This is a genomic window from Zoogloea sp. LCSB751, assembly GCF_002028455.1.
Lineage (GTDB): Bacteria > Pseudomonadota > Gammaproteobacteria > Burkholderiales > Rhodocyclaceae > Zoogloea.
In genome coordinates this window covers 544,857-570,303 of sequence record NZ_MWUM01000001.1, presented here as the reverse complement: position 1 = coordinate 570,303, position 25,447 = coordinate 544,857, and the positions used below count along the sequence as shown (strand labels likewise).

26 protein-coding genes are annotated in these 25,447 nt (G+C 65.5%); 16 read left to right on the top strand and 10 right to left on the bottom strand.

Annotation, left to right across the window (positions count from 1 at the left end):
• Positions 1-24: 24 nt before the first annotated feature.
• The 4 genes from B4920_RS02700 to mltB are packed head-to-tail and all read left to right on the top strand — an operon-like array spanning position 25 to position 4,881.
• A complete protein-coding gene (locus tag B4920_RS02700) occupies positions 25-945 on the top strand; it encodes a MoxR family ATPase (protein WP_079433047.1) in 921 nt (306 codons plus the stop codon).
• Positions 942-1,916, top strand: a complete 975-nt coding sequence (locus B4920_RS02695; RefSeq protein WP_079433046.1) for a DUF58 domain-containing protein — start codon at positions 942-944, stop codon at positions 1,914-1,916. Before B4920_RS02700 ends, B4920_RS02695 begins: the two co-directional genes overlap by 4 nt.
• Positions 1,913-3,856: a DUF3488 and transglutaminase-like domain-containing protein gene (locus tag B4920_RS02690; RefSeq protein WP_079433045.1), complete on the top strand. Its 1,944-nt coding sequence runs from the start codon at positions 1,913-1,915 to the stop codon at positions 3,854-3,856. Before B4920_RS02695 ends, B4920_RS02690 begins: the two co-directional genes overlap by 4 nt.
• Positions 3,853-4,881 (top strand): lytic murein transglycosylase B, encoded by a 1,029-nt coding sequence (gene mltB / locus B4920_RS02685; RefSeq protein WP_079433044.1) that lies wholly within the window; start codon positions 3,853-3,855, stop codon positions 4,879-4,881. The genes B4920_RS02690 and mltB overlap by 4 nt, the downstream gene beginning before the upstream one ends.
• Before the next feature lie 9 nt (positions 4,882-4,890).
• On the opposite strand, the gene arsC is transcribed toward mltB, so the two are convergent.
• The 5 genes from arsC to surE all read right to left on the bottom strand — a co-directional run bounded on the left by arsC (position 4,891) and on the right by surE (position 8,783).
• Complete coding sequence (arsC, locus tag B4920_RS02680; RefSeq protein WP_079433043.1) at positions 4,891-5,241, bottom strand: arsenate reductase (glutaredoxin); 351 nt, start codon at positions 5,239-5,241, stop codon at positions 4,891-4,893.
• 33 nt (positions 5,242-5,274) lie between these two features.
• Positions 5,275-6,210, bottom strand: a complete 936-nt coding sequence (gene rpoS, locus B4920_RS02675; protein WP_079433042.1) for an RNA polymerase sigma factor RpoS — start codon at positions 6,208-6,210, stop codon at positions 5,275-5,277.
• Between the two features lie 157 nt (positions 6,211-6,367).
• Positions 6,368-7,369, bottom strand: a complete 1,002-nt coding sequence (locus tag B4920_RS02670; RefSeq protein ID WP_368664698.1) for a peptidoglycan DD-metalloendopeptidase family protein — start codon at positions 7,367-7,369, stop codon at positions 6,368-6,370.
• A 14-nt stretch (positions 7,370-7,383) separates the two neighbouring features.
• Entirely contained in the window at positions 7,384-8,043 is a 660-nt protein-coding gene (locus B4920_RS02665; RefSeq protein WP_079433041.1) for a protein-L-isoaspartate(D-aspartate) O-methyltransferase, read from the bottom strand.
• Complete coding sequence (surE, locus tag B4920_RS02660) at positions 8,040-8,783, bottom strand: 5'/3'-nucleotidase SurE (RefSeq protein WP_079433040.1); 744 nt, start codon at positions 8,781-8,783, stop codon at positions 8,040-8,042. Before surE ends, B4920_RS02665 begins: the two co-directional genes overlap by 4 nt.
• 273 nt (positions 8,784-9,056) lie before the next feature.
• On the opposite strand from surE, the gene B4920_RS02655 reads away from it, so the two are divergent.
• From B4920_RS02655 to B4920_RS02635, 5 genes are all read left to right on the top strand, one after another.
• Positions 9,057-9,434, top strand: coding sequence for a hypothetical protein (locus B4920_RS02655; RefSeq protein WP_079433039.1), 378 nt, complete (start codon positions 9,057-9,059; stop codon positions 9,432-9,434).
• A gap of 19 nt (positions 9,435-9,453) precedes the next feature.
• Positions 9,454-9,951 carry an RNA polymerase sigma factor gene (locus tag B4920_RS02650; protein WP_079433038.1) on the top strand — a complete coding sequence of 166 codons (498 nt, stop codon included), beginning with the start codon at positions 9,454-9,456 and terminating at the stop codon, positions 9,949-9,951.
• Positions 9,948-10,724, top strand: a complete 777-nt coding sequence (locus B4920_RS02645; protein ID WP_079433037.1) for an anti-sigma factor — start codon at positions 9,948-9,950, stop codon at positions 10,722-10,724. Before B4920_RS02650 ends, B4920_RS02645 begins: the two co-directional genes overlap by 4 nt.
• Positions 10,725-10,872: 148 nt before the next feature.
• The gene (gene msrP / locus B4920_RS02640) at positions 10,873-11,802 is read left to right on the top strand and encodes a protein-methionine-sulfoxide reductase catalytic subunit MsrP (RefSeq protein ID WP_079433036.1); all 930 of its coding nucleotides are present in this window, start codon (positions 10,873-10,875) and stop codon (positions 11,800-11,802) included.
• A gap of 21 nt (positions 11,803-11,823) precedes the next feature.
• Positions 11,824-12,489, top strand: a complete 666-nt coding sequence (locus B4920_RS02635) for a sulfite oxidase heme-binding subunit YedZ (protein ID WP_079433035.1) — start codon at positions 11,824-11,826, stop codon at positions 12,487-12,489.
• A 100-nt stretch (positions 12,490-12,589) separates the two neighbouring features.
• On the opposite strand, the gene mog is transcribed toward B4920_RS02635, so the two are convergent.
• The gene (gene mog, locus B4920_RS02630; RefSeq protein ID WP_079433034.1) at positions 12,590-13,177 is read right to left on the bottom strand and encodes a molybdopterin adenylyltransferase; all 588 of its coding nucleotides are present in this window, start codon (positions 13,175-13,177) and stop codon (positions 12,590-12,592) included.
• Positions 13,174-13,734 carry a ribosome biogenesis factor YjgA gene (gene yjgA / locus B4920_RS02625; protein ID WP_079433033.1) on the bottom strand — a complete coding sequence of 187 codons (561 nt, stop codon included), beginning with the start codon at positions 13,732-13,734 and terminating at the stop codon, positions 13,174-13,176. Before yjgA ends, mog begins: the two co-directional genes overlap by 4 nt.
• Before the next feature lie 68 nt (positions 13,735-13,802).
• Between yjgA and pmbA the strand changes: the two genes are divergently transcribed.
• From pmbA to B4920_RS02590, 7 genes are all read left to right on the top strand, one after another.
• Positions 13,803-15,143: a metalloprotease PmbA gene (gene pmbA, locus B4920_RS02620; protein WP_079433032.1), complete on the top strand. Its 1,341-nt coding sequence runs from the start codon at positions 13,803-13,805 to the stop codon at positions 15,141-15,143.
• Between the two features lie 33 nt (positions 15,144-15,176).
• Positions 15,177-16,283, top strand: coding sequence for a TRAP transporter substrate-binding protein (locus tag B4920_RS02615; RefSeq protein WP_079433031.1), 1,107 nt, complete (start codon positions 15,177-15,179; stop codon positions 16,281-16,283).
• 216 nt (positions 16,284-16,499) lie between these two features.
• Complete coding sequence (locus B4920_RS02610) at positions 16,500-16,856, top strand: CidA/LrgA family protein (RefSeq protein ID WP_079433030.1); 357 nt, start codon at positions 16,500-16,502, stop codon at positions 16,854-16,856.
• Complete coding sequence (locus B4920_RS02605; protein WP_079433029.1) at positions 16,853-17,587, top strand: LrgB family protein; 735 nt, start codon at positions 16,853-16,855, stop codon at positions 17,585-17,587. The genes B4920_RS02610 and B4920_RS02605 overlap by 4 nt, the downstream gene beginning before the upstream one ends.
• A 90-nt stretch (positions 17,588-17,677) precedes the next feature.
• Complete coding sequence (locus tag B4920_RS02600) at positions 17,678-18,619, top strand: nucleoside recognition domain-containing protein (protein WP_079433028.1); 942 nt, start codon at positions 17,678-17,680, stop codon at positions 18,617-18,619.
• A 99-nt stretch (positions 18,620-18,718) separates the two neighbouring features.
• Positions 18,719-19,447, top strand: coding sequence for a queuosine precursor transporter (locus B4920_RS02595; protein ID WP_079433027.1), 729 nt, complete (start codon positions 18,719-18,721; stop codon positions 19,445-19,447).
• 138 nt (positions 19,448-19,585) lie between these two features.
• A complete protein-coding gene (locus B4920_RS02590; protein WP_079433127.1) occupies positions 19,586-20,323 on the top strand; it encodes an IclR family transcriptional regulator in 738 nt (245 codons plus the stop codon).
• A gap of 127 nt (positions 20,324-20,450) precedes the next feature.
• On the opposite strand, the gene pbpG is transcribed toward B4920_RS02590, so the two are convergent.
• From pbpG to B4920_RS02575, 3 genes are all read right to left on the bottom strand, one after another.
• Positions 20,451-21,536, bottom strand: coding sequence for a D-alanyl-D-alanine endopeptidase (gene pbpG / locus B4920_RS02585; protein WP_079433126.1), 1,086 nt, complete (start codon positions 21,534-21,536; stop codon positions 20,451-20,453).
• Positions 21,537-21,790: 254 nt separating this feature from the next.
• Positions 21,791-22,933 carry a patatin-like phospholipase family protein gene (locus tag B4920_RS02580; protein ID WP_079433026.1) on the bottom strand — a complete coding sequence of 381 codons (1,143 nt, stop codon included), beginning with the start codon at positions 22,931-22,933 and terminating at the stop codon, positions 21,791-21,793.
• 65 nt (positions 22,934-22,998) lie between these two features.
• The gene (locus tag B4920_RS02575; RefSeq protein WP_079433025.1) at positions 22,999-25,266 is read right to left on the bottom strand and encodes an NADP-dependent malic enzyme; all 2,268 of its coding nucleotides are present in this window, start codon (positions 25,264-25,266) and stop codon (positions 22,999-23,001) included.
• Between the last annotated feature and the right edge of the window lie 181 nt (positions 25,267-25,447).

Here is a 25,447-nt window from a genome sequence, read left to right as displayed (position 1 = left end):
TTCAGCCTGAAAAAAGCCCGCGCCATGCCGCAGCAAATTGCCAATCGACTCGCCAAAGCCACATGCCGGATCATTCTCGGCAAGGAACATGCTGTCCGTCTCGCCCTTGCCTGCGTGCTGGCCCGCGGCCACCTGCTGATCGAGGACATCCCCGGGGTCGGCAAGACGACCCTCGCCCACGTCCTGGCCCGGGTACTGGGTCTGCAGTTCCAGCGCATCCAGTTCACCAGCGACATGCTGCCCGCCGACATTGTCGGCGTGTCGGTGTTCGACCCGCGTGAGGCCGCCTTCCGCTTCCACCCCGGTCCCGTGTTCTCCCAGCTGGTGCTTGCCGATGAGATCAACCGCGCGACGCCCAAGGCCCAGAGCGCACTGCTCGAAGCCATGGAAGAACGCCAGATCAGCGCGGAAGGACACACCTGGCCGTTGCCCGATCCCTTTTTTGTCATCGCGACCCAGAATCCGACCGAGCAGATCGGCACCTTTCCCTTGCCGGAGAGCCAGCTGGACCGCTTTCTGATGCGCATATCGATGGGCTATCCGGACCCGGCCGCAGAACGCGCGCTGCTCGCTGGCGAGGACAGACGTGAGATGCTGGCGCGCCTGCAACCCGAACTGCAGGCCGGCGAACTGACCAGCCTGTTCGCCGCAGTGCGCCAGATTCACGCTGGCCCCCGACTGCTCGACTACCTGCAGGCCCTCCTCACCCACAGCCGCCAGGGCGCCGGCTTCGCGCTTGGACTGTCGCCACGGGGCGGCCTGGCCCTGCTGGCAGCAGCCAGGGCCTGGGCCCTGCTGGCCGGTCGCGACCACGTGCAGCCCGAGGATGTGCAGGCCGTGCTGCCGGCTGTCGCCGGCCACCGGCTGCGCGCAGCCGACGACGCCGCGCAGACAGCCGAGCAACTGACACGTCGTCTGATCGAAGCGGTACCCCTGCCCGGATGAAGCCCGCCTCACTGCACACGGCCCTCCAACGTTGGCTGTTCCGCGTCAGCGGCCCCGAAGCAGCCCCAATCACGCTAGGCCAGCGACGCATCTTCGTGCTGCCCACACGCTTCGGACTCGCCCTTGGCGCCACCCTCGCGGTGATGCTGCTGGCGTCCATCAACTATTCGTTGAGCCTGGGCTATGCCCTGACCTTCCTGCTCGGCGGCGTCGCCTGGATGAGCATTCATCACGCCTTCCGCAACGTGGTGGACCTGAGCATCGCTCCAGGCCGCGTCGAGCCGGTCTTCAGCGGCACCCCCGCACGCTTCGGCATCGTGCTGGGCAATCCGGGAACACGTCCCCGCACGGGACTCCAGCTGAGGCCAACCCACTCCCCCCCTACAACAGCAACAGAGAGCTTCGACCTGCCCGCAGCGGGTCAGACCCGGCAGCACGTCGCGATCGCCACCACCGGGCGCGGCTGGCTCCAGCTGCCTCGCCTGACCCTCGAAACCTACTACCCCCTCGGTCTGATCCGCGCCTGGAGCCTCATCCAACCCGACATGCGCGGGCTGGTCTACCCGGCACCGGACGCCCATGCACCAGCCCTTCCCTACGGCATGGACGAGCAGCCCGGCGACGGAGCCCATGGCAGGGGACATGACGACTTCGCCGGGCTGCGCCACCACCAGCCGGCCGACTCACCGCGCCATGTGGCCTGGAAAGCGGTGGCCCGGGGTGGCACCTGGCGTACCAAGACTTTCGATGGAGGCGGACGCAGCACCATCTGGCTCGACTGGCAGACCTTGCCGTCCACTCTGGACACCGAGGCCCGCCTGTCCCGCCTGACACGCTGGATCATCGAGGCGGACCAGGAAGGCCTCGAATACGGCCTGCGCATCCCCGGCACGACGCTCGGCCCCGCCCGTGGCGCGCCCCATCGGCACGCCTGCTTCACCGCCCTCGCGCTGTTCGGCCATCCCCAATGACCGAAGCCCGTCTACGCCCCGATCAGGCCGGCTGGCTGATCGGCAGTGCCGCCATCAGCCTGGCACCCCATACCCTGCACCTGCCGCCGGCCATCACTGCGATCTGCGCGTTGCTGCTGACCTGGCGTACATTCATCAGTCTCGGCAAGGGCACGCTGCCCCACCGGGCCTTGCTCGTCGGCCTGGCGGCAGCAGTGGTGGGTCTGGTTCTGCTGGAGTACCGCCAGTTCTTCGGCAAGGATCCGGGGATCGCCCTGCTCGCCGGACTACTGAGCCTCAAGCTGCTCGAGACGAACAGCCGTCGTGACGGACGCGCCGTACTGCTGTTGTGCTTCTTCATGCAGACCGGCCAGTTCCTGTACCAGCAGAGCATGCTCGTCGCAGCCCTCGCCCTGCTCGGCACGACGACGGCCATCGGCAGCCTGCTGGCCCTGGAAGGTCATCCCGTCGCACCGCAGCTCCGCATCGCCACGGCCGCAAGGTTGGTGCTGCAAGGCATGCCCCTGATGCTGGTGCTGTTCGTCCTCTTTCCCCGCGTGCAGGGCCCCTTATGGGGATTGCCGGCCGACGCCTACAGCCGGGTCAGCGGACTTTCGGACAGCATGACGCCGGGCGATATGGCACGCCTGAGCGAATCCAGCGACATCGCCTTCAGGGCCGCCTTCGCCGGCGCATTGCCACAGCCTTCGGAACGCTACTGGCGCGGCCCCGTCCTCAGCCGCTTCGATGGACGCAGCTGGCGCGCCGGACTCAGCAGCACAGAAGCACGTCCGGGCTACACTCCCCAGGGGATCGCCTACCCTTACACGCTGACCCTTGAGGCCCACAACCAACGCTGGCTGCTGGCCCTCGACTTCCCCGGTGAAGCCCCCGGGCTGCACTACGGCACCGACTTCCAGCTGATGTCAGCCGAACCGGTACGCAACCGGGTGCGCCTGTCGCTGGTGTCCTATCCCCAGACGCCCGTCGGCCTCAGCGCCCCGCCCCGCGCGCTGCGCGAAGCCCTGGCCCTTCCCGCCGGCAGCAACCCACGGACCCAGGCGCTCGGCACCCACATTAAAGAGACTGCCCGGGACGCCGAGGATATCCTCGAGCAGGTCATCGCGGATTTCCGCCAGCGCCACCTGAGCTACACCCTGAACCCGCAGCCCCTGGGCCGCGACGATGCGGACAGCTTTCTGTTCGACACCAGGCAGGGCTTCTGCGAGCACTTCGCCTCCGCCTTCGTCATCGCCATGCGCGCGGCGGGCGTCCCGGCGCGGGTCGTCACCGGTTACCAGGGCGGCGAACTCAACCCGGTGGACGGCACGCTGGTGATCCGCCAATCGGACGCCCACGCCTGGGCTGAGGTCTGGCTCGCCGGAAAGGGCTGGAGACGGATTGACCCGACTGCCGCCAGTGCCCCCCGCCGCATCGACGGCGGCCTCGCCGCAGCCCTGCCCGGCAGCGACCGTCTCCCCCTGCTGGCACGCGGTGATCTCGCCTGGCTGCGGGAACTGCGCAATCAACTGGACGCCCTCGACAACCGCTGGAACCAGTGGGTTCTCGGGTACAATCCGGCCCGCCAGAAAGCACTGCTCGCCGAGTTCGGCGTAGCCAACGCCGACTGGCAGACGATCACCGCCCTGATGGGTGGCGCCTGCACCATCGTCATGGCCCTGCTGACGGCGTGGGCGCTGCGGCGCCGCACGGCAGCAGACGCCCTGGACCGCAGCTGGTCGCTGTTCTGCAAACGCCTTGCCTCAGCGGGACACCCACGGGCCGCCTGGGAAGGCCCTCAGGACTACGCCGACCGGGTTTCCCGGGTACGCCCTGAACTGGCCGACACCGTGAACCGCATCGCCACCGAATACGCCCATCTGCGCTATGGCCGCGCCGGCATCGCCCCCGCCGCCCTCCAACGCCTGAAGCACTCCATCAAGAATTTCCACCCCCGATGAAAAACGCCCCCCTCCGTCGGCACCTGATTCTGTCTCTTCTGGCCGGCCTCCTCGCTTCAGTCACGGCCCACGCCGCCGAACGCTACGCCGACCGGCCTGAAGCCCAGCAGTTCATCGCCGAGATGCAGCAGCGTCACGGCTTCGACAAGGACGCGCTGACCTACATCTTCCGCCGCGCCCAGTACCTGCCATCGGTCATCAAGGCCATATCACCGCCGAAGGACCCAGGCGTACGCTCCTGGCAGCGTTATCGCGGCCGTTTCATCGAGCCCGTGCGCATCAAGGCCGGCGTGGCCTTCTGGGAGCGCTACCAGGACGCCATCAAGGCAGCGAGCGAGAAATACGGGGTGCCGGAAGAAATCATCGTCGGCATCATCGGCGTGGAAACCATCTACGGCCGCAACACCGGCAGCTACCAGGCGGTATCGGCCCTGTCCACGCTGGCCTTCGACTATCCCCGGCGGGCCGAACTGTTCCGTGGCGAGCTGGAGAACCTGCTGCTGATGGCACGGGAACAGCACCGTGATCCGCTCGACTATCAGGGCTCCTACGCTGGCGCGCTGGGCCTGCCCCAATTCCTGCCAAGCAGCGTGCGCAACTACGCGGTGGACTTCGACGGCGATGGCCAGATCGACCTGCTCAACAGCCCCAAGGACGCCATCGGCAGCGTTGCCCGCTACATGCAGATGCACGGCTGGGAGAACGGCGCGCCGATTGCCATTCGTGCATCTGTGGCACAGGGGGCCGACCTCGCACCGCTGATCGCCAACGACATAGAACCCGCCTTCGATCCGGCCGCATTGACCCGCCGCGGCGTCACGGCTGCCAGCGGTGACATGCCCGCCAACAAGGCGGCCCTGGTCGAACTGGTCACCCCCGGCGACGACAGCGAATACTGGCTCGGCTATCAGAACTTCTACGTGATTACCCGCTACAACCGCAGCAGCTTCTACGCCATGTCGGTGTTCCAGCTGGGCGAAGCGGTCAAGGCAGCCCGGCAGACCGCCCTCGCGAACAAGCGCTGACGCCCGAACCTAGAGCAACGCCAGCACCTTCTCCGGCGGGCGGCCGACCACGGCCCGTTCGCCACGCACGACGATCGGCCGTTCGATGAGGATGGGATGCGCAGCCAGTGCGTCCAGCCACTCGTCCTCGCTGAGCGTGCGCCCCTTGTAATCGGACTTGTAGATGTCCTCGCCGGTACGCACGATGCTCTCGGCCGGAACGCCCAGTTTCCGGACAAGCTCGGCCAATTCGGCGCGGCTCGGCGGTGTCTTGAGGTATTCGACGATCTCCAGCGCAACGCCCTTTTCTTGCAGCAACGCGCAGGCAGAACGACTCTTGGAACAACGGGCGTTGTGATAAACGCGAACGGTGTCGCTCATGGTTTTCGATCCTGACGGAAAATAGGTAAGCGACTAGAGAAGCACGTCCTTCGAGACGCCGCGCCGCTTGATGATGCGGCGCAACTGGCCGAGGGCCTCGAGCTGGATCTGGCGCACCCGTTCACGGGTCAGTTCCAGGCTGTCGGCCAGTTCTTCCAGCGTCTGCACCTCGCACTCATCGATGCCATAACGGTGGCGGATCACCATGCGCTGCTTTTCGCTGAGCTGACCGATCCATTCCCGTACCAGGGTTTCGACCTCCAGATCCTGGATCTGCACGTCCGGCGTTTCAGCGTCATCGTCTGCCAGGGACTCGCCGATCGACAGGGTCGGATCGATGTCGAGCGGTGCGTCAAGAGATGCCGTGTGCTCGTTGAGGGCCAGGATCGCCCGCACATCGTCCACCGGACGCCCGAGCTGGCGGGCCACGTCCTCGATGGTGGTGTCGCCGTTGCTGGCGGCTTCCAGCTGACGCTGGCAGCGCAGCACCTGGTTCAACTCCTTCACCACGTGCACCGGCAGGCGGATGGTGCGCGACTGGTTCATGATCGCCCGCTCGATGTTCTGGCGGATCCACCAGGTGGCGTAGGTGGAGAAGCGGAAGCCCCGCTCGGGATCGAATTTCTCTAGGGCGTGGATGAGCCCCAGATTGCCTTCCTCCACCAGGTCGAGCAACGGTATGCCCCGGTTGAGGTAATGCTTGGCGATATTGACGACCAGACGCAGGTTGCGCTCGATCATCGTCTGCCGGGCGAGGAAATCGCCTTGGCGGACCCGCCGCGACAGGGACAGCTCCTCGTCCGCCGTCAGCAGCGGATTGGCGCCGATTTCGTTGAGATACAGCTGGGTGACGTCACCCAGGAATTCGGTGTCGGGGGACTGCGCCGGGACTTCGAGGAAGGCCTCGACCTCCGGGGGCAGGTCCTGCTCGGGACTGTCGAGTTCCTCAGGAACGGCCGGTTCGTACATGGAGTCCTCTCTGAACCGTGGGGAGACACTCAGGGAGACAACATTTCATGCAGCGCCTCCTGCCAGTGCTCACCCAAAGTTCGGCAAGGGTGATGCCCGGCGACTATAGTCATTCATATCAGCGCACCGCTCAACCCTGCCCAGCACCTTCGGGTGCTCAGCGAGACGGCAGGAATTTGCCCGGATCGACCGGCTTGCCCTGCCTCCGGATCTCGAAGTGCAGTTTCGGGCGATCGCTGTCGGTATCACCCAGTTCGGCAATTTTCTGTCCCTTGCTCACCGCCTGCCCTTCCTTGACCAGCAGGTTCTGATTGTGGGCGTATGCGCTCAGGAAGTTATTGTCATGCTTAACGATAACCAGTTTGCCATAACCACGCAAACCTGTACCGGCATAAACGACGCGACCGCTGGCAGCCGCCAGCACGGGATCTCCCGTCTTGCCGGCCAGATCGACGCCCTTGCTCGAGGTTTCGTTGAAGCCGGCAATGATCTTGCCGGACGCGGGCCAGGCCCAGTCTATCTTGCCGTCATCGCCGGCAGCAGACGCCGCGGGCTTGGCTGGCTCGGGCTTCTTCTCTTCCTTGGGGTCTGGCTTGGGTTCCGGCTTGGCCACTTCCGGCTTCGCGGCTTCCGGCTTGGGGTCGATCCTGGCGACGACCAGCGGCGCTTCGGGCTTCTGGGCCTGGGCCCAGGCCTGCTCGGAATACGGCACCTTGCCACCCTTCGGCTCCCGACGGACGCCGTCGCTGCTCACCGCAGCGGCAGGTGTAGCCACCCCGCTGGGAGCGACCGGACGCGCCTCGACACCGGATGTCGTCACCGGACGCGTCACCACGCCGGACTCCGGCGGACGCACACGCAGCTCCTGCCCCACCTCGATGAGGTTGGGGTTTTCGAGCCCGCTCCAGGCTGCGATGTCCCGGTAATTCTGGCCCTGATCGAGGGCGATGCGGATCAGGGTGTCGCCGGGTTTGACGATGTAGTAACCCGGTCGCGCCACCTTGGGTTGCGGCGCCGACGTCGGTGCCTCACTCCTTTCCGGCACAGAACTCGCCGGGCGGGTGGTACGTTCTGCCACCGGCGCAGGCGACTTGGTGGCGCACCCTGCCAGCAGCAGGGCGCTCAGAAGACTACTCGTACAGACGCGGGACAACATCATTCGTTAAGCATCAATCATTCTGTGCCGGGCAGCAGGGGTACGAAGCGCACCGCGCTGAGGCGTGTTTCTCGGATACCGCGAGCGGTTCGCTCGATCAGCACCAGGATCTGCTCCGCTGCGCCGACCGGGAGAATCAGCCGGCCACCGTCGGCCAGCTGCTCCACGAGTGCCGGCGGCACCTTGGGCGCAGCCGCTGCGACGATGATCGTATCGTAGGGCGCAGCTTCCTTCAGTCCCACGCTACCATCGGCATGTTTCAGACGCAGGTTGGGGCGGCGCAGGTGGCGCAGGTTGTTGCGCGCCCGGTCGAGCAGCGGCCGCAGACGTTCCACCGAATAGACTTCCGTTGCCAGTTGCGACAGCACCGCGGCCTGGTAGCCACACCCCGTTCCGACCTCCAGGGTCTTGCCGAGTTCGCGGCCGGCCATCAATAGTTCGATCATCCGCGCCACGACGAAGGGCTGCGAGATCGTCTGCTGCAGGCCGAGGGGCAGCGCCGTATCCTCGTAAGCCCGGGAGGCCAGCGCTTCCTCGACGAAGAGATGACGCGGCACCGCCATCATGGCGGCCAGCACGCGCTCGTCACGGACGCCCTGCTCGCGCAGCCGCTCGACCATGCGCGTCCGCGCCCGCAGGGCAGTCTGCAACGCAGCCCGCAGCACCTCGCTGCTCATTTGCCCAGCCAGTCGCGCACGGTGGAGATCTGGCCCTGGTGGGTCAGATCGATCTGCAGCGGCGTAACCGACACGAAGCCATTGGCCACTGCATGGAAATCGGTCCCCTCCCCGGCGTCCTGTGCCGCACCGACCGCACCGACCCAATACACGGTCTCGTTGCGCGGCGTGACGGACTTGACGGTCGGTTCGGCCTTGTGACGTTTGCCGAGGCGCGTCACCTGAACACCCTTGATCTGCGCGTAAGGCAGATCGGGCACATTGACGTTGAGCAGCGTCGGCACGCCAACCGGCTCCCGCTGAAAACGCTCGACCAGTTCGCGGGCCACCCGCGCCGCGCCGGAAAAGTCCGACGCCCCCTTGGCAACCAGGGAAATGGCAATCGACGGGACGCCCAGCAGGAAGCCCTCGGTCGCCGCCGCCACGGTGCCGGAATAGATGGTGTCGTCGCCCATGTTGGCGCCGTGGTTGATGCCCGACACGACCATGTCGGGCAACTCGTCGAGCATGCCGGTCACGGCCAGGTGCACACAGTCGGTGGGCGTGCCATTCACGTAATGAAAGCCACTGGCCGCCTTGCGCAGGGACAGGGGGCGATCGAGGGTCAGGGAATTGCTGGCACCGCTGCGATCCCTTTCGGGGGCGACTACGGTGACCTTCCCGACTTCGGACAGGGCAGCCGCAAGGGCTTGCAGGCCGGGAGCAAAATAACCGTCGTCGTTGCTCAGCAGGATGCGCATTGGAATCCGGGATCAGGCGTTCAGAAATGGGATGGAGGGCTTGCCGAACGCCGTCCCGAGGGGCTGACGCCCGGCCAGGCGGCTGCATGCAAGAACCTTGAACAGGCGGCGAGTTTAGCAGAGTCGGCTTCGCCGCTGCTAGGCGCAAACGGCGCAGTGGCCGACCACGACACCCATGCCGGGCAAAGATCAATTTGTTTTTGCACCCATGGAATAAAGTGTCCGCGGGCGCTGTTTAGACAGTACCCAGCCACACACCAAGGAGACACGATCATGAAAAAACTATTGCTCGCCGCAAGCCTTTCCGCCCTCCTCGGCGCCTGTGCAAGCATGCACGACGCCCCACCGGCCCAGAGCCACTATGGCATGCTCACCGACGCCCAGGGCATGACGCTCTATGTCTTCGACAAGGATGCCACCGGCAGCGGCAAGAGCGTCTGCAACGGCCCCTGCGCCACCAACTGGCCACCGCTGCTCGCCGGTGAAAAAGACCAGGCCAGGGGTGACTGGAGCATCGTTGGCCGCGACGACGGACGCCGTCAGTGGGCCTACAAGGGCCGGCCACTGTACACCTGGAGCAAGGACCAGAAGCCCGGCGACACCACCGGTGACGGCTTCCTCAACAACCAGTGGCACACGGCCCGTCCGTAGGCACACACATCCCCCGGCCATGCCCGCCGAGCACGCCATCCTGGCCGAGATCCCGCGCTTGCGCCGCTATGCGCGGGCGCTGACCGGCAACGATACGGACGCCGACGACCTGCTCCAGGACACCCTGGAGCGGGCCTTGGGCAAATGGCTGCTGTGGCGGCCGGGCAATCTGCGGGCCTGGCTGCTGACCATGATGCACCATGTCTTCCTCAACCAGCTGCGCAGCCGGCCGGCGCTCGTCCCCCTGGACGACGACGCGCCCGCGATCCCGGTGCGCCCCCAACAGCAGGATGAACTTGAGGTACGCGATCTGGACCGCGCGCTGGCCTGTCTGCTCCCGGATCAACGGGAGGTCTTGCTGCTGGTTGGACTGGAGGAACTCAGCTACGCCGACACCGCCCGCATCCTTGGTATTCCGCAGGGAACCGTCATGTCGCGCCTGTCCCGCGCCCGCGAGAAGCTGCGCGCCATCCTGGCCGGCGAGGACCGGCCCGTGCATTTGAAAGTCGTGAAATGAGCAAGGAGCGCATCAGCAAGGATCAACTGCACGCCTACGTGGACGGGCAACTGTCCGCCGCGGACTCAATGCGCGTCGCCGCCCATCTGGTCGCAGACACGGACGACCAGGCCACCGTCGACGCCTGGCGTGGTCAGAAGGCCCTGCTGCATGCGGCCTACGCGCGCCAGCTCGACGCGCCGATCCCCCATGCCATCGCGGCCCGGCTGAAGGCGCAGCACCACACGCCCTTCCGTCGGGCAGCCATCGCTGCGGCCTGGATTGCGTTGGGCATCGGGATCGGCATCATCTCCGACCGCCAGCTTGCCCCGCCCCCCTCCGACACGACGCTCGCGCTGTCCAGTCTGCCTCAACGGGCCGCCGTCGCCCACGCGGTATTCACGCCGGAAGTGCGCCACCCGGTAGAGGTCGGCGCCGACCAGGAGGCCCACCTGACGGCCTGGCTGTCGAAGCGCCTGGGCCATGCGCTACGTGTCCCGCAACTGGCAGCCGAAGGCTTCCATCTCGTCGGCGGACGCCTGATCGCCGCCGAGAACGGCCCCGGCGCACTGCTGATGTACGAAGACGGCGGCGGCCGGCGCCTGACCCTCTATGTTTGCGCGGACAAGCAGGACAGCGGCGCCACCGCTTTCCGCTTCGCCCACCAGGACGGGGTGTCCACCTTCTACTGGATAGACGGTCGCCAGGCCTACGCCCTGTCCGGCAAGCTGCCGCGGGACGCGTTGCTGCCGATTGCCAGCACGGTTTATCGGCAACTCAACGGGGACGGCTAGGTCCAAGGCGTGGCTGGCGGTATCGGGCGACTGAATTCGCCCCCACGCGGGTCCGTCGGGAGCACGTCACCTCGTTCGCTCATCCCTGTAATTTTCGATGCCCTTCTCCGTCTACCTCACCACGAACAGTCACAATGGACACGCTGCCATGCTGATCCGCCGCCCCACAGACATCCTGCCGTCCGAAATCACGTCCCCCGAGCTGTACCGCGACCGGCGCCGTTTCCTGGCCCAGTCCACCGCCCTCGCCCTGGCAGCGGCGCTGCCGGCCGGCCTGGCCCGCGCCGCCGGCCAGAGCCTCGGCCCGCTGGCCAAAAGCCCCTACAGCATCGGCGAGACGCCGACGCCCTACAAGGCCGTCACCACCTACAACAACTTTTACGAGCTGGGCACCGACAAGGCCGATCCGGCCGAGAACACCCACCGCCTCAAGCCGGCACCGTGGACGCTGCGCGTCGAGGGCCTGGTGAACAAGCCGCGCACCTTCAGCATCGAGGAACTGCTCAAGCTCGCCCCGCTGGAGGAGCGCATCTACCGCATGCGCTGCGTGGAGGGCTGGTCGATGGTCATCCCGTGGGTCGGCTTTCCGCTGGCCAGCCTGCTCAAGCTGGTAGAGCCCCAGGGCAGCGCCAAGTACGTGGAGTTCGTCTCCCACTACGACCGCAGCACCATGACCCGCGGCGTGCTCGAGTGGCCCTACAACGAAGGGCTGCGCCTCGACGAAGCCCGCCATCCGCTCACGCTGCTGGCGGTCGGCCTGTACGGAGAGGTGCTGCCGGTCCAGAATGGCGCGCCGATCCGACTGGTGGTGCCGTGGAAGTACGGCTTCAAGGGCGCGAAATCCCTGGTGACCCTGCGCCTCACCGAGAAACAACCGATCACCGCCTGGATGAAGGCCGGACCGAGCGAGTACGGCTTCTATTCCAACGTGAATCCGGAAGTGGACCACCCGCGCTGGAGCCAGGCCACAGAAAGGCGTATCGGCGAGTTTTCCAAGCGCAAGACGCTGATGTTCAACGGCTACGCCGACCAGGTCGCGTCGATGTACACCGGCATGGACCTGCGCCGCTTCTTCTGAACACAACAAGAAACAACCACCATGACCCCGACCACCCCCCAACTCGGCGCCATCAAGACCGCCCTGTTCGCTCTGTGCCTGGTGCCCGCCTTCCTGCTGTGGCGGGGACTGGAGATGGACACGCTGGGCGCCAACCCGATCGAGGCGCTGACCCGCGCCACCGGCGAATGGACACTGCGCTTCCTGCTGATCACCCTGACGGTGACACCGCTGCGCAAGTACAGCGGCTGGCACTGGCTGGTGCGCCTGCGCCGCATGCTCGGGCTGTTCGCCTTCGCCTACGGCGTGACCCACCTGCTCACCTACGTGTGGCTGGACCAGTTCTTCGACTGGCACGCCATCGTCAAGGACATCCTCAAGCGCCCCTTCATCACCGTCGGCTTCGCCGCGCTGGTGCTGATGACACCGCTGGCCGCCACATCCTTCAACGCCGCCATCCGCAAGCTCGGCGGACGCCGCTGGCAGGCCCTGCACCGGGCCATCTACCCGATCGCGGTGATGGGCTGCGTGCACTTCTGGTGGCTGGTCAAAAAAGACATTACCGAGCCGCTGATCTACGCGCTGATCACCGCCGCCCTCCTCGGCCTGCGCGCCTGGTGGCGCGAACAAGAACGCCGCAAGCAGCTGGCCGGCGGCTACCTGCCGCAGCCGCGCTTCGAAAGCAAGGTAATCAAGATCTTCGAGTAGGGGCGAATTCATTCGCCCGCAGACTCCATTCAAGCGACCGAGGGCGAATGAATTCGCCCCTACGGCTTAACCCGGTCAGCGTGGGGGGCCGCCGCGTCGCTCAAGCCTTCGGGCGGATCGCCGACTTGGGACGGAAGGCTTTGACGATGGCCTCGTCGGTCTCGATGTACGGGCCGCCGATCAGGTCGATGCAGTAAGGCACCGCGGCGAAGATGCCATGCACCTTCTGCTGCCCATCGCCATCCTTGAGGCCTTCGAGGGTCTCGGCGATGGCCTTCGGCTGGCCCGGCAGGTTGATGATCAGGCTCTGGCCACGGATCACCGCCACCTGGCGCGACAGGATCGCCGTCGGCACGAAGGCCAGGCTGACCTGGCGCATCTGCTCGCCGAAGCCCGGCATCACCTTGTGGGCCACCGCCAGCGTGGCTTCCGGCGTCACGTCGCGCAGCGCCGGGCCGGTACCGCCGGTGGTCAGCACCAGCGAGCAGCCCACCTCGTCGCACAGTTCGATCAGGGTCTGCTCGATGGACGGCTGATCGTCCGGGATCAGGCGGGTCACCGCTTCCCACGGCGTGGTCAGAGCCTTGCCCAGCCAGTCCTGCAGCGCCGGGATGCCCTTGTCTTCATAGACGCCGCCCGAGGCACGGTCGCTGATGGAGACCAAGCCGATCTTCACACCTTCGCTCATTCCTCGTCTCCCGCCTCGTCATGCTCGTGCTCGTCGGCCTCCCCGGCCGTGCCGTCCTCCAGCTCGCGCAGGATCCGGAACAGTTCCCGGTAGGCGCGCGGCGGCTTGTTCTGCTCCTTCTCCTTGATCGCATTGCGGCGCAGCACGCGGAGCTGCTGCAGGTCGGCGCCCGGATGCGCAACGGCGATGTCGTGGAGAGTCTTCTCGTCCTCGATCAGCTTGGTGCGCAGGTTTTCGAGACGATGCATCTTGGCCGTCTCGACCGCCGAAACACCCTTGAAGGCGTCCAGCGCGGCACGGATCGGCGCCGGGTCCACATTGCGCATCAGCCTGCCGATGTACTGCAGCTGGCGCCGTTTGGCTTCATGGGACGGGAAGCGCTGGTAGTCCTTCACCGCGTCGCGCAGGTCCTCGTCCATCGGCACCTTGGCCAGGCGCTCCTTGCCAAGGGCGACCAGTTCCTGGCCGAGGTCCTGCAAGGCATGACTGGCGCGCTTGAGTTCCGACTTGCTGGGGCCGGTGTCTTCTTCGTCTTGATGATATTTGTAGTGGGCCATCTGGGGGCAGGAAGTGCTCGGGAAGGGTAAGATTATAGCCTTTAGCCCCTTCCCCCATCCGGATCGCCATGGCCGACAACCGTTTCAGCTTCACCCAGGACAACCTCAAGACCATCGCCGAAGACATCCTCAAGTTCGCCCGCAAGCGTGGCGCGACGGCGTGCGAGGTGGATGTCTCGGAGGGCTTCGGCCAGTCCGTCACGGTCCGCCGCGACGAGGTGGACACCATCGAGTACAACCGCGACAAGGGTGTCGGCGTCACCATTTATGACGGTCAGAAGCGCGGCTACGCCAGCACCTCCGACTTCTCGAAGGAGGCCCTCAAGTCCACCGTGGACGCCGCCGTGTCGATCGCCCGCTTCACGGCCCCCGATCCGGCCGCCGGCCTGCCCGACGAAGCCCTGCTGGCCAGGGAATTCCCTGACTTCGACCTCTACCACCCGTGGAAGCTGTCCACCGAAGAGGCCATTGAACTGGCCCGCCAGTGCGAGCGCGCCGCCTTCGCGGTGAGCCCGGAAATCCGCAATTCCGACGGTGCCAGCGTGTCGATGCAGGAAGCCCACTTCATCTCCGCCAACAGCCTCGGCTTCCTCGGTGGCTACGCCAGCTCCCGCCACTACCTGTCCTGCTCGGTGATCGCCGGCGAGGGCGACGACATGCAGCGGGACGACTGGTATTCCACCAAGCGCGACCCGTCCGAACTGGCCGATGCCGACGAGATCGGCACTTTCGCCGCCCGCCGTGCGCTGGCCCGCCTCGGCGCCCGCCAGATCCCGACTTGCGAGGTGCCGGTGCTGTTCGAAGCCCCGCTGGCTGCTGGCCTGATCGGCGCCTTTGTGCACGCGGTGAGCGGCGGCGCACTGTACCGCAAGTCGTCCTTCCTGCTGGACAGCCTCGGCAAGCAGGTCTTCCCGTCCCACATCCAGATCTCCGAACGCCCGCACCTGGCCAAGGCCTTCGCCAGCAGCCCCTTCGACGACGACGGCGTCGCCACCCGGGATCGCGAGGTCATCATCGATGGCGTGCTGCAGGGCTACTTCCTCAGCACCTACTCGGCACGCAAGCTCGACATGCAGACCACCGGCAACGCCGGCGGCAGCCACAACCTGCTGGTCAAGCCCGGCCAGTACGACCTGGACGGCCTCATCAAGCAGATGGACCGCGGCCTGCTCGTCACCGAACTGCTCGGCCACGGCGTCAATTACGTGACCGGCGACTACTCCCGCGGCGCAGCCGGCTTCTGGGTCGAGAACGGCAAGATCCAGTACCCGGTGCATGAGATCACCATCGCCGGCAACCTCAAGGACATGCTGATGGGCATCCGCGAGATCGGTTCGGACGTGCTGGTGCGCGGCTCCAAGCACTGCGGTTCGATCCTGGTGGAACGCATGACCGTCGCCGGCGCCTGATCCACCAAACAGTCCCGAGCAAGGAGAGCGAGCATGGAGAGACGTTCCTTCCTGAAGCACGCCGGTGCCGGCATGGCCGGCGCTGCCGTGGCCGCCCCGGCTACCGCCGCCGAGCTACCGACCATCAAGTGGCGGCTGGCGTCCAGCTTTCCCAAGACCCTCGACACCATCTTCGGCGCCACCGAATCGGTAGCCAAGCATGTCGCGGCAGCCACCGGCGGCAAGTTCCAGATCCAGCTCTTCGCCGCCAACGAGATCGTGCCCGGCCCCGGCGTACTCGATGCAGTGAAGGACGGCACCGTCGAGATCGGCCACACGGCGTCCTATTACTACGTCGGCAAGGATCCCACCTTCGCCTTCGATACCTGCCTGCCCTTCGGCCTCAACAGCCGCCAGCAAACCGCATGGATGCTCAGTGGCGGCGGCCTGGAGCTGATGCGCGAGTTCTTCCGCGACTACAACATCCACCTGATCCCCTGCGGCAACACCGGCACCCAGATGGGCGGCTGGTTCCGCAAGGAGATCAAGTCCCTCGACGACCTCAAGGGCCTCAAGTTCCGCATCAGCGGCATCACCGGCCAGGTACTAGCCAAGCTGGGCGTGGTGCCGCAGCAGATCCCCGGCGGCGACATCTACCCGGCGCTGGAAAAAGGCACCATCGACGCCGCCGAGTGGGTTGGCCCCTACGACGACCTCAAGCTCGGCTTCAACCGGGTCGCCAAGTATTACTACTACCCGGGCTGGTGGGAGGGCGGACCGCAGCTCTCCATCTACGTGAACATGAAGCACTGGGCGTCGCTGCCCAAGGAATACCAGGCCATCCTTGAAGACGCTTGCCTGCGCGCCCACTCGGAGATGCAGGCCAGCTACGACGCCAAGAGCCCGGCAGCTCTCAAGCAACTGGTTGGCTCAGGCACCCAGTTGCGGCCCTTCCCCAACGAGGTGATGGCGGCCGCCTTCAAGACGGCGCTCGACCTCTACGATGAAATCGCCGCCAAGAACGCCAAATTCCGCCGGATCTACGAGGCCTGGAAGAAATTCCGTGATGACCAGCTGCAGTGGTTCGCGGTGGCGGAAAACCGCTACGACAACTTCATGCAGGCAACCCGCGTCGCGACCCGGGCCCGCAACAGCAAGTAAATAAACGATGCACCTATCCCGTGGGGGAAAAACTGTGGGGGCGAATGAATTCGCCCCCACAGAAGCAGCCCCTACAGCGGCAACCTCCGCAGCGGCGGTCTCCATCGCGACCGCCCTCGCCGGATCTGCACCCGTTCCGCGCAGCCCTTCAGCTCATCACAAGATGCACCTTGTATCCTTGAAGCCATCCCTTCGCTTGCCCGGAGGCCTCCACCCATGATCGCCGCCTTTGCCCTTCTGCTGACTTTTCAACTTGCCGGCGAAGCCCTGCGCGTTGCCTTGCACCTGCCGGTTCCTGGCCCGGTGATCGGCATGGGGCTGCTGCTGGTCTACCTGATCGCCCGCCGCGGCCCGTCCGAATCCCTGCGGACGACCTCCGGCAATCTGCTGCAGAACCTGTCGCTGATGTTCATCCCCGCCGGCACCGGGGTCATGCTCCACGGCGCCCGCCTCTTCGACGAAGCAGGCCCGATTCTCGTTGCGCTGGTTGCCAGCACCGTACTGGGCCTGGCCGCCACCGGACTGACGCTGCACTTCCTGACCCGCAAGGGCAAACAGGAGGGCTCCCGATGACCCCGGAAAGCATGACCGAGATCTGGGTCTACCTGTCCGCCCAGCCGCTGTTGTGGCTGACCCTGACGCTGGCCGTGTATCTGCTGGCGCTAGCGCTGCACCGCAAGGCCAAGGGGCACCCGGTGATCAATCCGGTGCTGGTGTCGGTGAGCATACTGGTCATCCTGCTGCTGGTCACCGGCACGCCCTACCAGCGCTACTTCGACGGCGCCCAGTTCGTGCATTTCCTGCTCGGCCCGACCACCGTCGCGCTGGCGGTACCCCTTCACGCCCAGCTCAAGCGCCTGCTCGCCATGGGCGGGCCGCTGCTGATCGCACTGGTGGTCGGCTCGCTGACCGCCGCGCTGTCGGCCTACGCCATCGGTGCCCTGCTGGGCGCCAGCACGCCGACCGTGATCTCCCTGGCGCCCAAATCCGTCACCACCCCAATCGCCATGGGCGTCGCCGAGCGCCTCGGCGGACTGGCCTCGCTGACCGCGGTGTTCGTTATCCTGACCGGCATCTTCGGGGCGATCTTCGCCGACGGCATCCTGCGCCGCCTCGGCGTGAAGGACGACGCCAGCATCGGCTTCGCCCTCGGCCTGGCATCCCACGGCATCGGCACCGCGCGGGCCTTCCAGCTCAGCGAGCAGACGGGTGCCTTCGCCGCGCTGGCGATGGGCCTCAACGGCCTGTTCACCGCCATCGCCCTGCCCTGGCTGCTGCCGCTACTGGCACCGCTGCTCAGGTAGCGCGGCGTGAACTAGGGTTGCCCTCAAGTTGCCCACGGCGTATGCGGCCCCGATAATCGGGGCCGTTGCCATTTTTGCTGCACCGCATCCATGGACCTGCTTATCGATGTGATCCTGCGCGCCGGCCGTTCTGCGGTCGAGCTGTCGTTCTTCGTGCTGCTGCCGGTGATGATCGTCATGCTGTCCCTGATGCGCCTGCTGGAGGCCAGGGGCGTGCTCGACTGGGTCGTCGCCCGGCTGGCCCCGCTGCTGCGCCCCGTCGGCCTGACCGGCCTCGGCGTGTTCGCGGCGCTGCAGATCAACTTCGTCAGCTTCGCCGCCCCCGTCGCCACGCTGACCATGATGGACCAGCGCGGCGCCTCCAGCCGCCACCTGGCCGCGACGCTGGCGATGGTGATGGCGATGGCCCAGGCCAACGTGTCGATGCCGATGGCCGCGATGGGCCTGCATTTCGGCATCGTGCTCGGCTGGTCGCTGGTTGGCGGGCTGGCCGCCGCAGCGGCCACCTATTACGGCTTCGGACGCGGGCTCAGCAGCACCGAACACACCGTCGATGAAACCCTGCACCATCCAGTCGCCGAAAGCGCCAAGGGCATCCTCGACGTGATCAACCGGGCCGGCGCGGAGGCCTTCAAGATCGCCGTCGGCTCGATCCCGATGCTGGTGCTGTCCCTCACCGTGGTCCTCGCCCTGCGGCGCCTTGGCGCGCTGGACGCTCTCACCGGCCTGCTGTCGCCGCTGCTGCTGGCGGTCGGTGCCGATCCGGCGCTGATCCTGCCAACGCTCACCAAATACCTGGCCGGCGGCACCGCGATGATGGGCGTCATGGACGAGATGCTGCGCGCCGGCACGGCCAACCCCGCCACCCTCAACGGGGCCAGCGCCGGCCTGCTGATCCACCCGCTCGACGTCCCGGGCGTGGCGGTGCTGATCTCCGCCGGGCGACGCGTGGCCGACGTCTGGAAGCCCGCCACCCTCGGCGCGCTGGTCGGCATCCTGGTGCGCGTAGCCGGGCACATGGTGGCCGGCTGACCCCGTTGCCGCCGGGGTGCTGCAATGCCACACTGGCAGGCGCCAACCGAGGCCCCACAATGACGAAAGCGGGCCCGGCCATTCCCCCCGGAGCCCGCCATGTCGACATCGTCACATCTGCATTCACCCACCCAGCGCCAGTACAAGTACTACGAGTTCGTGATGGCGGCCTTTGTGGCCGTTTACCTGTGCTCAAACCTGATCGGCCCGGCCAAGGCGGCACAAGTCGTCATCCCCGGCCTGGGTCCGGTGACCTTCGGTGCCGGCGTACTGTTCTTCCCGGTCTCCTACATCTTCGGCGACGTGCTCACCGAGGTGTATGGCTACGCCCGCGCCCGCCGCGTGATCTGGGCCGGCTTCGGCGCCATGGTCTTCGCCTCGGTGATGGCCGCGGTGGTGGTCGCCCTGCCACCGGCCCCAACCTGGACCAACCAACCCGCCTACGAGATCGCCTTCGGCTCCACCTGGCGCATCGTCGCCGCATCGCTGACGGCCTTCTTCTGCGGCGAATTCGTCAATTCCTACGTGCTCGCCCGCATGAAGATCCGCAGCAACGGCCGTCACCTGTGGCAACGCACCATCGGTTCGACGATCTTCGGCGAGGGCGTCGACTCCCTGTTGTTCTACCCGCTCGCCTTCTGGAACTCCGGCCTCATTCCCAATGAACTGCTGCCGGGCATCATGCTCGCCCAGTTCATCACCAAGGTCGGTGTTGAAACGCTGTTCACACCGCTCACCTACAAGATCGTCGCGTTTCTGAAGGAGGCCGAGCGGGAGGATCACTACGACGTGGACACCAACTTCACGCCCTTCTCCATCAAGGTATGACGGGCTTTGTGGCAGCGCGGCATTTCACTAGGCGAAATCAACGCTCCTGAGATACCATTCCGCGTCCCTGATTCACAGGCAGGAAATCCGTTGTCCACGCCAGAAACCGCGAAAAGTCCCATCCAGGTCATCGAGCGCATGATGAAGCTGCTCGACGTCCTTGCCGAACACCCCGATCCGGTGGCCCTCAAACAGCTTGCTATTGAAACCGGGCTCCATCCGTCCACTGCCCACCGCATCCTCGGCGCGATGAGCAGTAGCGGCTTCGTCGAACGCAGCGACGGCGGCGCCTACCGCCTGGGCATCAGGCTGCTCGAACTGGGCAGCCTGGTGAAGTCACGCATCTCCCTGCGGGAAACGGCGATGGCTGCCATGGTCAAGCTCCATGCCACCACCGGCGAGAGCGTCAACCTCGGTATCCGCGCCGGCGACGAGATCGTCTACGTGGAACGGACGTCCAGCGGCAAGTCCGCCGTGCGTGTCGTCCACATCGTTGGCGCCCGCGCACCTCTGCACACCACCGCCACCGGCAAGCTGTTTCTCGTCGAAGACGGCCCCCAGAAGGTCAAGGAATACGCCCGCCGCACCGGCCTGCCCTCATCGACGCCGACCTCCATCACCACCTTGCAGGGCCTTGAGAAGGAACTCGACAAGGTGCGCCGCCACGGCGTCGCGTATGACCTGGACGAAGTCGAAAACGGCGTGCGTTGCATTGCCGCCGGCATCCGCGACGACAACGGCGATCTGGTCGCCGGCCTGTCCCTATCCACCCCGTCCGAGCGTTTCAATCCGGACTGGGCCCCGCTGATCCGCCAGACTGCCGACGAGATCTCCAGTGCCCTCGGCTACGTGGCCCCTGCCACGCGCCAGACCTAGGTCACAGTTCTCCGTGAGTCGTCGGAGTGAATTCATTCGCCCCGACAGGAATGGCCCCCGCAGGGCCAACCCGCACTGACGATACAAGAAAGGCGCCTCGCGGCGCCTTTCTCATTCCAGCCCCCCGTCAGGTTGCCGGACCATGACGGCCGGCGGCGGCGAGCTTCTGCTGCACCGCAGCGCTCTCCAGCCAACGCTTGACCCGCTGGGCATCGGCAACGCGGGTGAAGCGCCCGAAGGAGTCCAGCAGCACGATGATCATCGGCTTGTTGAGCATCCAGGCCTGCATCACCAGGCATTTGCCGGACTCGTTGATGTAACCGGTCTTCGACACACCGATCTGCCAGTTCGGGCTGCCGACCAGAGAGTTGGTGTTGTTGAACTGACGCTGGCGGCCGTTGAGCGAAACCACGTAGTTGGCGGTGGTGGTGAATTCGCGGATCAGCGGGTAGCGGGATGCAGCCGACACCATCTTGACCAGGTCACGGGCACTCGACACATTGGCCGAATTGAGGCCGGTGCTGTCGGAGAAGCGGGTGTCGTGCAGCCCCAGGGAGGCCGCCTTGCGGTTCATCGCCACCACGAAAGCCGGCAGGCCGCCCGGGTAGTTGCGCCCCAGGGCTGCCGCAGCCCGGTTCTCGGAGGACATCAGCGCCAGGCGCAGCATATCGTCCCGCTGCAGTTCGGTGCCCACCGGCACATGGGAACTGCTGCCCCGCAGGGTATCCACGTCGTCCTGGGTGATCGTCAGCGCCTCATTGAGAGACAGACGGGCATCCAGCACGACCATCGCCGTCATCAGCTTGGTGATGGACGCTATTGGCACCACGGAATCGGAGTTCTTTTCCAGCAACACGTTGCCGGTGGCCTGATCGGCCACCATGAAGGCCGCCGATTGCAGCTGCGGATTGCCCTCATGGTCCATGTCATGGCTGACGGCCGCGACGGCGTGGCGGGCATGGCGCGGCGTATGGGCCGCTACCCTGCGGCTGGACGCCTTCTCTTCGACCGCCTTGGCGACCTTGCTGCCCTTAGCCTTGCCCGACTTCGACGACTTGGCCACCTTCTCGGCCTTTTCAGCCTTCGGGGTGGCCTTGGCGGCTTGGGATTTCTTCGATGCCGCATGGTGCGCTACAGCATGTGCATCGCCGGGCATGGCGGTATTGAGTGCAAAGACCCCCAGCAGGGTCAGTACGGTAGTACGGATTTTCATCGTCTTCAAAACTGGTTCATGAACGGGAAGAAGCACTCTTCCGCAATGAAAAATCTTCGCGACAGGCAGACCTCGCGGGCGAAATTCGGCTCACTCCGGCAGATGCGCTTTGAATGAATGCCACACCATGGCCGGACGGCACAAACGCGAACAACATACTTCTTATTCAAAATAAGGGGTTATTTTAAATTTTTGAAGTTTTTTGTGAATGACTTTTTTGCACATCGGCCCCCTCCACCCCACAACGATGTGCATCACTGACCATCGATCCGCAAAAACCGCGCAAGTTCTGCACGCCGGCTCATCGCATCCCGGTAGCCGAGCTCCATCAGCGAACGGGTGTAGCCCTGCTCGAAAAGCAGATAGGAAAGCAGCACCGAACCATTTTTCCGCATGGCACCAATGCTGCGCAGAACCGTGCTCAAGGCCCGCGGCAAGGCCTGGCGGTGCCGTGCAGCAAGATAGTCAAGACGCTGGGATGGCGCAATCACCAGGGTCTCGATGGGACGCAGAGCGATGCCGGCCGCAGCCCGCTGCTCGGGCGTCAGTACCGAAAGGGTGGCGTTGATGCGCTCCATGCGCTCCAGGTCCATCGCCAAGCCATCGAGGAAGATGCTCGACATGGCATGGCCGGCCACCTGGGCCGGCGAGGGATAGCTGTCCGTGCGCTGCCGCGCCTCTTCGGACCGCCGCCCGCCGGCAATCACGAGGACGCGCTCGGCACCGAGGTGGATGGCCGGGCTGATGGGCGCCAGCTGACGCATCGAGCCGTCGCCGAAATACTCCCGATTGATGCGCATGGCTGGAAAGACGAAGGGAATCGCGCTGGATGCCAGCAGGTGATCCACCTTCAACTCGGTTCGCATGCCGATACGCTTCTCCCGGCGCCACGGCTGCAGCTCATCGCAGGCCTGAAAAAAGGCCAGATTGTCGCCCGAGGTATAGCCCGACGCACTGATGGAGATCGCCCGCAGATGGCCCGCGTCGATCGCCCGGCCGATGGCGGAGAAGTCCAGCTGTGCCTCCAGCAGTTCGCGTAACGGCGTGTTGTCGAGCAGGGAGCGTGGCGACTGGCGTACCAGCGCACCAAACAGGATTGCCGAGGCCCAGCGCATCACCGACTGGGTGATTGCTGCCGTATCGGCCCGGTAAACGTGATGGACACGCAAGTTTCGCCAGATGTAGGCGAGCTTGCGCACAGCTTCATCGAAGTTGGCGGAGAACACCGCCAGTGCCGCCGCATTGACGGCACCGGCGGACGTTCCACACAGGATCGGAAACGGATTTTCGGGGCGCCGGCCCCACACGTCGCGAACGGCGAGCAGCGCGCCGACCTGGTAGGCCGCCCGCGCCCCGCCACCGGTAAGAACCAGCGCCGCCTTGCCCTCCTCCGCCATCCCGCCCTCCGTGATCTGAGTCACGGATTCTAACGGCCGCAGACGGCGGAGACATTAGGACAACATCAACGACCGGCTTCGACCACCGTCAGTGCGGTCATGTTGACGATCCGGCGCACCGTCGCGGTCGGGGTCAGGATGTGCACCGGCTTGGCCGAACCGAGCAGGATCGGGCCGATGGTCATGCCTTCGCCGGCAGCGGTCTTGAGCAGGTTGAAGGCGATGTTGGCCGCATCCAGCGTCGGGAAAATCAGCAGGTTGGCGTCCTCGCCCATCTTGGCGTTGGGGAAGACCTGCTTGCGGATGTCCGCGTCCAGCGCCGCGTCACCGTGCATCTCGCCTTCCACCTCCAGGTCGGGATGTTCGTTGTGCAGCAGCACCAAGGCCTTGCGCATCTTCTCGGCGGTCGGCGAGTTGTCGGTGCCGAAGCTGGAGTGGGACAGCAACGCGACCCGCGGCTGGATACCGAAACGACGCACCTCGTCGGCAGCCAGACGGGTCATCTCGACGACCTGCTCGGGGGTCGGATCGTAGTTGACGTAGGTGTCGCACAGGAACACGGTCCGGTCCGGCAGCGCCAGCAGGTTCATCGTGTAGAAGTTGCGCACGCCCTTCTGGCGGCCCAGCACCGTCTCGATGAACTTGAGGTGCAGGTGATGCATGCCGTAGGTGCCGCAGATCATCCCGTCAGCGTAGCCGAAGTGCAGCAGCAGCGCGCCGATCAGCGTGGTGCGGCGGCGCACTTCCCGCTTGGCGTAATCCACCGACACGCCCTTGCGCTCCATCAGCGAGTGGTAGTGGGACCATAGCTGGTTGAAACGCGGATCGGAGTCCGGGTTCACCATCTCGAAGTCCAGCTCCGGGCGCAGGCGCAGACCGAAGCGCTCGATGTTGTGCAGCACCACTTCCGGCCTGCCGATCAGCACCGGCCGGCACATGCCTTCATCCACCGCGGTCTGCACCGCGCGCAACACGCGCTCGGCCTCGCCTTCCGCAAAGATGATGCGCTTGGGCGCCTGCTTGGCGGCCTGGAACACCGGCTTCATCACCAGGCCGGACTGCCATACGAAGTTGTTGAGCTGCTGGCGATAGGCTTCGAAATCGGTGATCGGGCGCGTCGCCACGCCAGACTCCATTGCCGCGCGGGCGACTTCGGGCGCGATCTTGACGATCAGGCGCGGGTCGAAGGGCCTCGGAATGATGTACTCGGGACCGAAGCCGGACACCTTCTCGCCGTAGGCCGCCGCCACGATGTCGGATGCCTCGGCGCGGGCCAGCTCGGCAATGGCGCGCACGGCGGCCAGCTTCATCTCATCGGTGATGGTGGTGGCCCCCACATCCAGCGCACCGCGGAAGATGAAGGGGAAGCACAACACGTTATTCACCTGATTCGGATAGTCCGAACGACCGGTGGCGATCAACGCATCGTCACGCACCTTCTTGACCTCTTCCGGCAGGATTTCCGGCGTCGGGTTGGCCAGCGCCATGACCAGCGGCCGGGAAGCCATCTTGGCCACCATCTCGGGCTTCAGCACGCCACCGGCGGACAGCCCGAGGAACACATCGGCGCCCTCGATCACCTCGCCCAGCTTGCGGGCGTCGGTCTTCTTCGCATAGCGCGCCTTGATCGGGTCCATCAGCGTCGTACGGCCTTCGTACACCACGCCTTCGATGTCGGTCACCCAGATGTTCTCGACGGGCACACCGAGCATCACCAGCAGGTCCAGGCAGGCCAGCGCAGCCGCACCGGCACCGGAGGTGACCAGCTTGATCTTCGACAGATCCTTGCCGAGCAGGTGCATGCCGTTGAGCAGCGCCGCACCGACGACGATGGCGGTGCCGTGCTGGTCGTCATGGAAAACCGGGATCTTCATTCGCTCGCGCAGCTTGCTCTCGATGTAGAAGCACTCCGGCGCCTTGATATCCTCGAGGTTGATGCCGCCGAAGGTCGGCTCGAGGGCCGCGATCATGTCGATCAGCTTGTCCGCGTCGGGTTCGTCGATCTCCAGGTCGAAGACGTCGATGCCGGCGAACTTCTTGAACAGCACCGCCTTGCCCTCCATCACCGGCTTGGCCGCCAGCGGACCGATGTTGCCCAGGCCGAGCACCGCAGTGCCGTTGGTAACGACGCCGATCAGGTTGCTGCGGGACGTCAGCGACGCGGCCTCGGCGGGATCTTCGACGATCGCATCGCAGGCTGCCGCCACACCGGGCGAATAGGCCAGCGACAAATCCTGCTGGTTGGTCAGCGCCTTGGTCGGCGCAATGGCGATCTTCCCCGGCTTGGGCAGACGGTGGTATTCGAGTGCGGCCAGGCGAATTTGCTCATCCATTCAGGTATCCCTCTCCATTGTGATGTGTGTTTGTGTACTGCCATCATCCGACCAAATTGCCGTTACGACAATTCGTGACTTCCACAGCACAAAATGCCATCCGAGTAGATTTCTCTATGCGCGGAACCATGGCATAATGTAAGGCTAAGTCAGTCGGGTTAATCCTGATTGACACCAATAA